Source organism: Chloroflexus sp., from assembly GCF_034431535.1.
In the GTDB taxonomy this organism is placed as follows: Bacteria; Chloroflexota; Chloroflexia; order Chloroflexales; family Chloroflexaceae; genus Chloroflexus.
The window spans coordinates 37171-45361 of the sequence record NZ_DAOUDC010000042.1; the positions used below are offsets into that span (position 1 = coordinate 37171).

Here is an 8191-nt window from a genome sequence, read left to right on the forward strand (position 1 = left end):
GAATTGGCATGGCATCACTCCAGAAAATTCTCTTCGTCGAAGACGATCCTGATATTCAAATGGTGGCCCAATTAGCCTTAGAAGCGGTTGGCGGCTACACTGTGCAGATGTGCAGTTCAGGCACTGAAGCGTTGGTGGTAGCTGAACAATTTGCGCCTGATCTGATCCTGCTCGATGTGATGATGCCGGGGATAGACGGCCCGACGACGCTGGTCGAACTGCGCAAGAAACCGGCGCTGGCGCAGACGCCAGTGGTCTTTATGACGGCGCGCGTCCAGCGCCACGAAGTCGAGCAATACTTGGCGCTCGGAGCAGCCGATGTCATCTCGAAGCCATTTGATCCGATGACGTTATCAGCGCAGGTGGCTGCAATCTGGACGAAAGCCTATGAAACCCGATCCTGCTGAACAGTTTGAAGCGTTACGCCGGCGCTACGCCGCGCAGATTAACGAACGGGTCGAGGCAATTGTGGCGGCTTGGTGCCAGCTCGAGCAGAGCCAGTGGGATAAGACGGCTGGGATGGAGACCCGCCAACTTGCTCACAAACTGGCCGGCTCGGCGGCGATGTTCGGTTTTGCCGATTTGGGTGCGGTTGCCCGCGAGATTGATATTGGCTTGAAAGCGTGGCTCGAACATGACCAGCCGCTCGATACCACCGCACGCCATGCTTTAGCCCAGCAGATGATGCTGTTGCAGCGGATGGTGAAGGAAGGCAAAGTTACGACCGTCTTGCCGGAATCGGCATCGGAACCAGCGCAGGCGCCAGCGCTAACCCCTACCGATCAACCAGCGGTGCCGGTGCCGCCACCCGAAATACCATCCCAACAGCCAACCATCTATCCGTGCGTATCCGCATCACGGGAACCGAACGGTCGCCCGCATACGATTATCTTGGTGGAAGACGATAAGGACTTTGCAACCAATTTGAGCGAACAGCTTCGGCTCTTCGACTACGATGTCCATCTCGCCAATGATCTGGAAGGCTTGCCAACGCTGGTACGCGCGCTCAACCCGACGGCGATTATAATGGATGTCGTTTTTCCCAGCGGCGATCTCGCCGGCACCGAGGCGATTGCCGCCATTCAGCGCGAGCGCACGGCGCCGGTGCCGGTCATTTATATCTCGCAACGGGATGACTTTACGGCCCGCTTAGCGGCAGTGCGCAGCGGCGGGCATGCCTATTTTGCCAAGCCGGTAGACGCTGGCCGGTTGATCGACGCGCTTGATCGCCTGACCGGCGCGGAAGAGAATATGCCGCTGCGAGTGTTGATCGTTGATGATGATCCCGATTTTGGTCGGCGCTGCGTGCAGAGTCTGGAATCCGCCGGGATGTACGCACGCGCGGTTGCCGACCCGCGCGAGACGCTCGACCAGTTGCAGGCCTTTCAACCCGACTTAATCATTCTCGACATGTACATGCCGATTTGCAGCGGCAAAGAACTGGCCAGCGTCATTCGCCAACAAGATCGCTACGTTGGCATACCGATCGTCTTTCTGTCAGCCGAAACCAACCGCAGCCAACAGCAATCAGCCCTCTCGCTGGGGGCGGATGACTTTCTCTCGAAACCGATCACGCCAGAGGATCTGGTCGCCGCAATTTCGGCTCGGGCCGGGAGGGCGCGCTCCATTCAGCGTTTTCTCTTACGCGATGGGCTGACCGGCCTGCTCAACCATCAGGCCGTCGAGGAGGAATTAACGCGCGAGTTTGCCCGCGCCGAACGGTTGCAACAACCGCTGGCCATCGCGATCATCGATATCGATCACTTCAAACGGGTGAACGACAGCTATGGCCATGTTGTCGGCGATCAGGTCTTGCGCAGCTTTGCCCGGCTCTTGCACCAACGGTTACGAAAGAGCGATCTGATCGGGCGGCACGGCGGCGAAGAGTTTTTGGTCGCTTTACCTAATACGTCCGTCATTGAAGCGCGCACACTGATTGATAGCATTCGCAACAGTTTTGCCGCCCTGCGCCACTACGGGACGGCGGGTGTGTTCAGTGTCACCTTTAGCGCCGGCATTGCCGGCTATCCGCAGCATCGCAGTCAGATCGAGGCGATGCAGGCCGCTGACGCCGCCGTGTACCAAGCCAAACGGGCTGGTCGCAACCGGGTGGTGGTTGACACGACCAGCAGCGAAGCCCCTTCGGCAATCACAATAGCCGCAACCGTCCCCTCGACGGCCAGCCAGCAATTCAATTGGCGCGCGCTGCTCATCAGCGCCAATGGCATTCAGCGCCGGTTGCTGCGCCAAGCCCTAACCGAACACAACATCATATACGATGTGATCAACACGGTTGAACATGCGCTCAAGTACGAATCGCCCATTCCGCCCAACCTGATTCTGGTTGATATGACCCAGATCGAAGGGGTGCGAACCCCGCACCTGATGTCGCTGCGCGATTATTTTCCTGCGGCGCGGGTCGTGACGATCGCGCCGGCGGCGGCTGAACCGCGCGCCGCTGCCACGATCGCCTTCGGCGCCGATGACTATCTCTTGCTCCCGCTAGCAGCGGGGGCTTTGCCAGCCCTGCTCGATCGCCTGTCTGCATCCGAGAGGAGTCATTCATGAAACTGCCAACACTGCTCATCGTTGATGACGACGACGTTGTCGCCGAGATGCTTGAGGTGATGTTGCGCAATGCCGGCTACGAGGTGCGGCGGGCAGCTAGCGGCGAAGAGGCCTTGCAGCAGATTTACAAAGCTCCGCCTGATGCCCTCATCTGCGATGTGCTGCTACCCGGCATTGATGGCTATACCCTCTGCAAGCGCGTGCGCCAGCACCCGTTGACCAAAACGCTGCCGATCTTGATGTTGACGGCACAAGGCGATATTAGCGCCAAGATCGCTGGCTTTGAAGCAGGCGCGAATGATTATCTCGCCAAGCCGTTTGAACCGCCAGAGCTAGTTTATCGGGTGAAAAACTTGCTCGCCCGCACGGCCAGCGAAGCGCCGAGCGCATCATTGCGGCAGGGAAAAATTATCGCCGTATTTGGCGCGAAAGGCGGCGTCGGCAAAACCACCATTGCGGTATCGTTGGCGCTCGCCATTCGCTTGCGTACCCGCCAGCGCGTGATTATCTTCGATGCCGATCTCACCTTCGGCGACATTGCTGTCCACCTAAATATTGCACCAACCCGCAGCATTGTTGACATTGTGCGCAGCGGCGATGAGATTGAGCGTGAAATGGTCAATCAGGTGCTGCTGGCCCATCCTTCCGGCTTGCAGGCCCTGCTGGCACCGCCCCGCCCCGAAGAGGCGGACTTGGTGAATCCCGATCACATCACCCAGATCCTTGATTTGCTGGCCGTTAGCGCCGATTATGTCGTCGTTGATTGCCAAACGAGCTATGACGATCGCACGCTGTCAGTGTTTGATCGGGCCGATCGCGTCTTGCTGGTGATTACGCCGGAAATTGGCCCGCTCAAGAACACAAGTCTGTTCCTTAGCTTAGCGAACCAGTTAGGCATCAACCCCAACGCGATCAGCGTTGTCTTGAATCGGACCAATTCAGGCGTCGGGATCGGCGTCGGTGAAATCGAGCGCGTCTTGCGGCGCAAGATCAACTTCCACGTCATTAGCGGCGGCCAACTGGTCGTGACATCTGTCAATCGGGGCATGCCGCTGATCCTCGAGCAACCAAAACATCCCTTTGTACAGCAAATATTGTACCTTGGCGACCAGTTGGTAAAGCAATTGGGAGCTGCACCAGCGCCCCAAGCAACTGCGCCGGCGGCGGGGTAAAAGCGCAGCCATACCATGGAGTCTGGAGTGCAGCAGTTGAACTGCCGCACTTCAGATTCGTCCTCACTTAAGGGGTTGCCGTAGGCGGTGGCGCTTCCGTTGGCACTTCCACCGGCGCTTCGGTGGGTGCCGCTGTGGGCGCTTCCGTTGGCACTTCCACCGGCGCTTCGGTGGGTGCCGCTGTGGGTGCTTCCGTTGGCACTTCCACCGGCGCTTCGGTGGGTGCCGCTGTGGGCGCTTCCGTTGGCGGTACCGTTGGCGTCTCTGCCGGTGGTATGTCTGGCGTGGCAACTGGCAGCTCGGTCGGTGGTAATTCCGGCGATGGCGTCGGGGTGGCCGTGAAGAATACCGGCGGCGGTGGAATAATAATCGGGATCGTCGGCGTGTTCGTCACCGGGATCAATTCGTAAGGCGTCGCTGTCGGCGAAGGGAGCAGAGTTGCGGTTGGCGAAGCGGCCGCTATGGGCGACAACGTCACGGTGGGTAAGGAAGACTCGGTAGCAGTCGGTGAAGGCGTCGTCAAAGTTGCCGTCGGCGGCGGCGCGACCGTGGAACCGGTTACAGTCGGAGCGGTGGTTGGATTGAGCATTGCGCCAACAAAGGCAATGCCGCCCAGCGCATATCCGAACAAGACCAACAGTAACACTGCCAATAATCCACCATATATGACGCGATCACGCGGCGCTAGATCGGCGAACCATGCCCGCAGACCGCTCGCAGGTGAGGCTGAGACCGGCGCTAGCGCAGCCGGCGCTGCCCCGGACGGCGCAGCCGCTGCCAGCGGGGTGGACGTTGTAGGTAATGGCATCCCCATGTATAATGGGCAACGTACATGGGACGCCGACAAGCAATAGCGAACTTGATAGTCAGGTTCAATTTGAGGAATCTCTTGCGCCTGCCCGGCTGCATAGCAGCGATGCTCTGGTGTCGGCGACGCAAACCGGATCGCTTGATTCTGTTTTAATCCAAGGTACGGGCAGTGTCCTGACGGTTCAACCATAACGGCGACGCTCCTGATAACCGGGTCGCTGCCAATTATACGATCTGGCTGCGAGCATCGTCAAAACGTAAAGATATGCGGATTCTGATCCTCTCTGATATTCATTCCAACATCGTCGCACTTGAAGCAGTGCTAGCCGATGCCGGTTCGTTTGATGCGTTATGGTGCCTTGGCGACACGATCGGCTACGGGCCGGCGCCGAACGAGTGCATTGAATTGATGCAGAAGCACGCCACGGTTATCTTAACCGGCAACCACGATTTGGCCTGTCTGGGTAAGATTAGCCTCAACGACTTTAACCCTGATGCCCGGCGGGCTAATCTTTGGAACGGCACCCAACTCAAACCGGCGAACCGTGAATGGATGTTGCCGCTCCAACCAGCCCACACGGCTGACAATCGCTACTATCTTGCGCACGGCAGTCCGCGCGAACCGATCTGGGAATACCTGCTCATGCCATCGCAGGCGCTCGCCAATCTCGAATGGTTTCACGAACCAGTCTGCTTCATCGGGCATTCGCACGTCCAGTTTGCCTTTCGTTGCCCCAACGACGAAGACCGGTGCGAGCGGATCATGCCGGAAGGAAATAGCCACATTACGCTCACCAGTGATGCGCGCTACTTCATCAACCCCGGCAGCGTCGGCCAGCCGCGCGATCACGATCCACGAGCCGCCTACGCTATCCTCGACACCGACAAGCAGATCCTGACGTTTAAGCGGGTAGCTTACGATGTGCAACGCACTCAAGAACAGATGCGCAGCTATGGCTTGCCGGCGGCGCTGATCTATCGCCTCAGCGTAGGGATGTAATGCGTATGTCACTCCAACAACTCTACCGCCAACGATTCGCCGGTTCGGCTGTCTTGGCCGAACGCGCCTTGCAACGCTTTCCCGGCGGCGCGACTCACGATGGTCGCTACGCCGATCCTTTCCCTCTCTTCATGGAACGCGCTAACGGGCCGTATAAGTGGGATGTGGATGACAATCGGATGATCGACTATTGGTGCGGCCACGGCGCGCTGTTGCTCGGCCACGGCCACCCGGCGATTGTCGAGGCGATCGAACGGCAAGCGCCGGTGTCAACCCATCTTGGCGCTAGCCACCGGCTGGAGCTGGAATGGGCCGATTTGATCGCCGCGCTGATTCCGGGAGCTGAGCGCATCCGGTTTACCGCTTCGGGCAGCGAAGCAACCACGCTGGCGCTGCGCCTTGCCCGCGCCGCCACCGGCAAGACGACACTGATCCGGTTTGCCGGCCATTTTCACGGTTGGCACGACGCGCTGGTACCCGGCGCCGACCCCGATGATCCTAATCGCGGCGTGTTGCCAGAGACGTTGGCGAGCTTGATGATTTTGCCAACGGATCTTGAGCAAGTGGAAGCAACGCTAGCCTCGCGCAATGATGTGGCGGCGGTGATCCTCGAACCAACCGGCGCATCGTATGGTTCAATCCCGTTGCCTGCCGATTTCCTGCCCGGCCTGCGCGAGATTACCCATCGCTACGGCGTCTTGCTCATCGCCGACGAAATCGTCACCGGCTTTCGCGTCACACCCGGCGGGGCTTGCGCGCGGGCCGGTATCACCCCCGATCTGGTCTGTCTGGCCAAGATTGTGGCCGGCGGCTTGCCCGGCGGCGCGCTGGCCGGCAGGGCCGAGCTGCTCGACCTGCTGGCCCACGACGAGCACGGGCCGCGCGGGCGCATTCGCCAACAAGGCACCTTTAACGCTAACCCGCTTTCAGCGGCGGCGGGGATCGCAATGCTGCGCGCCGTCGCGACCGGCGAACTCGGCGCGATCGCGGCGCAACGCGGCGAATTACTGGTCAAGATGCTGAACGAACTCTTTGCGAGCAAGGGGTTGCGCGGGTGGACGGCTTTCGGCGATGGATCCATTTTCCACGTGTTTGTCGATCCAGCCACTGATCTTGCCCCCGGCGACATCCCGCGCAATCTGCCGCTCGCGACGCTCAAGCGCGGCGGCGATGTCCAGCTCTTGCGCCGGTTGCGTATGGCGCTGCACCTTAATGGCGTGGATCTGATGCGCGGGCGGAGCGGGTTTGTCTCGGCGGTGCATAGCGAGGCGGATATTCGCGCAACGGTCGCGGCAGTGGCGGCATCAATTGAGATGGTGTTGAATGAGGATGAGGGTGTGTAGCCATCTATGGAGTGCGGCAGTATCACTGCCGCATTCCATAAGAGAACGTTCCATTTAGCGGCAGACACCCTCTCATATACTGAGCGTTGCGCTCTGCTGGCACAGGTATTCGATCCATCTTTCACGTAACCAATTAAGGTTTGAATTCCATCATGCAAACACAATCGATCGCGTTGCCCCGTTCCAGTCTCTTTATCGGGTTTGCCGTCTTGCTCGCTTTCGCCTTACTCATCACCGCGCCTGCCAACCCCGATTGGTGGCAGGTAGTGGTGTTGGGGATGGTGCAAGGCATCACCGAATGGCTGCCGATCTCTTCGACCGCGCACCTCTTGCTGACCAGCCAATTGCTCAACTATCAGGGCAGCATTGGCGGCACCTTTGAGATTGCGATCCAGTTCGGCACCGTCTGCTCGGTGTTGCTCTTTTACTGGCGCGATTTGCTCGGCCAAGCCCAGGCCCTGATTGGGCGCGGCGAGCCGGCGGCGATCGCCACGGCGCGCAAGCTCTGGCTCGGTGTAATCATCGCTTTTGTGCCGGCGGCAGCGGTAGGCATTGTGGCCCGTGATTTCATCAAAGCAGTGCTGTTCGAGTCGCCGTTAGTCATCGCGGCGGCGTTGATCATCGGCGGGATCATCTTTCTCTGGATCGAACGGGGTAGCGCCAAGGGCTGCACCAGTGCCGCGGTTGACTTTGCCGCCGTCTCGAACCGGCGGGCCTTGACGGTCGGCATCGCCCAAATCTTCGCACTGGTACCGGGTGTCTCGCGCTCTGGCGCGTCAATTGTCGGCGGATTGTTGGCCGGCTTCGACCGGCCCACCGCGACGGCATTTTCGTTTTACCTTGCTATTCCCACGCTCGGCGCGGCGACGTTGGTTGACTTGATCGGCAGCCTTGACCAGATTCAGGCCGCCGATTGGGGCCGGCTGTTGCTCGGCGCAACAGTGGCGATGATTGTCGGGTATGGTTGTATCGGCTGGTTGCTGCGCTATATCGCCACCCACAACTTCACCGTGTTCGGTTATTACCGGATTGTGGCTGGGGTGCTGATTATTGGCGCAGTCGCGCTGGGGATGTTGTAGGAATAGCCACGAACATACACAAAAGCCACATAACAACCCTTGTGACTCTTGTGGCTTTTGGTGGCTATACTCATAGCTCCCCTCCCCCAGCGGGTTGAGGGGCCGGGGGCCACATCCCCCGCTGGGGCGAAGGGGAGCCGGCCCTTCAGGGCCGGGCTAGGGTTACGAAACCCGCTGCGCGGGCTGATGGCCCTCACCCCCGGCCCCCACTGCCACCTT

The 8191-nt window shown here is 59.7% G+C and carries 7 protein-coding genes; 6 read left to right on the forward strand and 1 reads right to left on the reverse strand.

All coding sequences use genetic code 11. The features are described 5' to 3' along the window. Positions 1-8: 8 nt before the first annotated feature. From U9R61_RS10155 to U9R61_RS10165, 3 genes are read left to right on the forward strand one after another with little or no spacing between them, the layout of a single operon-like run. A complete protein-coding gene (locus tag U9R61_RS10155; RefSeq protein ID WP_322488701.1) occupies positions 9-407 on the forward strand; it encodes a response regulator in 399 nt (132 codons plus the stop codon). Next, on the forward strand, positions 388-2568 hold the full coding sequence (locus U9R61_RS10160) for a response regulator (protein WP_322488702.1): 2181 nt from the start codon (positions 388-390) through the stop codon (positions 2566-2568). The genes U9R61_RS10155 and U9R61_RS10160 overlap by 20 nt, the downstream gene beginning before the upstream one ends. Then, positions 2565-3740 (forward strand): response regulator, encoded by a 1176-nt coding sequence (locus U9R61_RS10165; protein ID WP_322488703.1) that lies wholly within the window; start codon positions 2565-2567, stop codon positions 3738-3740. Before U9R61_RS10160 ends, U9R61_RS10165 begins: the two co-directional genes overlap by 4 nt. Positions 3741-3807: 67 nt before the next feature. On the opposite strand, the gene U9R61_RS10170 is transcribed toward U9R61_RS10165, so the two are convergent. Then, positions 3808-4548 (reverse strand): hypothetical protein, encoded by a 741-nt coding sequence (locus tag U9R61_RS10170; RefSeq protein ID WP_322488704.1) that lies wholly within the window; start codon positions 4546-4548, stop codon positions 3808-3810. A gap of 267 nt (positions 4549-4815) precedes the next feature. On the opposite strand from U9R61_RS10170, the gene U9R61_RS10175 reads away from it, so the two are divergent. The 3 genes from U9R61_RS10175 (at position 4816) to U9R61_RS10185 (ending at position 7972) form a co-directional block, all read left to right on the forward strand. Next, the gene (locus U9R61_RS10175) at positions 4816-5550 is read left to right on the forward strand and encodes a metallophosphoesterase family protein (RefSeq protein ID WP_322488705.1); all 735 of its coding nucleotides are present in this window, start codon (positions 4816-4818) and stop codon (positions 5548-5550) included. Between the two features lie 5 nt (positions 5551-5555). After that, positions 5556-6893, forward strand: a complete 1338-nt coding sequence (locus U9R61_RS10180; protein ID WP_322488706.1) for an aspartate aminotransferase family protein — start codon at positions 5556-5558, stop codon at positions 6891-6893. 152 nt (positions 6894-7045) lie between these two features. Further along, positions 7046-7972, forward strand: coding sequence for an undecaprenyl-diphosphate phosphatase (locus U9R61_RS10185; protein ID WP_322488707.1), 927 nt, complete (start codon positions 7046-7048; stop codon positions 7970-7972). Positions 7973-8191: the final 219 nt, after the last annotated feature.

Excerpts from the sequence above, each read along its gene's own strand:
- U9R61_RS10155 (WP_322488701.1), top strand. The coding sequence starts at position 9 with ATGGCATCACTCCAGAAAATTCTCTTCGTCGAAGACGATCCTGATATT.
- U9R61_RS10160 (WP_322488702.1), top strand. The coding sequence starts at position 388 with ATGAAACCCGATCCTGCTGAACAGTTTGAAGCGTTACGCCGGCGCTAC.
- U9R61_RS10165 (WP_322488703.1), top strand. The coding sequence starts at position 2,565 with ATGAAACTGCCAACACTGCTCATCGTTGATGACGACGACGTTGTCGCC.
- U9R61_RS10170 (WP_322488704.1), bottom strand. The coding sequence starts at position 4,548 with ATGCCATTACCTACAACGTCCACCCCGCTGGCAGCGGCTGCGCCGTCC.
- U9R61_RS10175 (WP_322488705.1), top strand. The coding sequence starts at position 4,816 with ATGCGGATTCTGATCCTCTCTGATATTCATTCCAACATCGTCGCACTT.
- U9R61_RS10180 (WP_322488706.1), top strand. The coding sequence starts at position 5,556 with ATGTCACTCCAACAACTCTACCGCCAACGATTCGCCGGTTCGGCTGTC.
- U9R61_RS10185 (WP_322488707.1), top strand. The coding sequence starts at position 7,046 with ATGCAAACACAATCGATCGCGTTGCCCCGTTCCAGTCTCTTTATCGGG.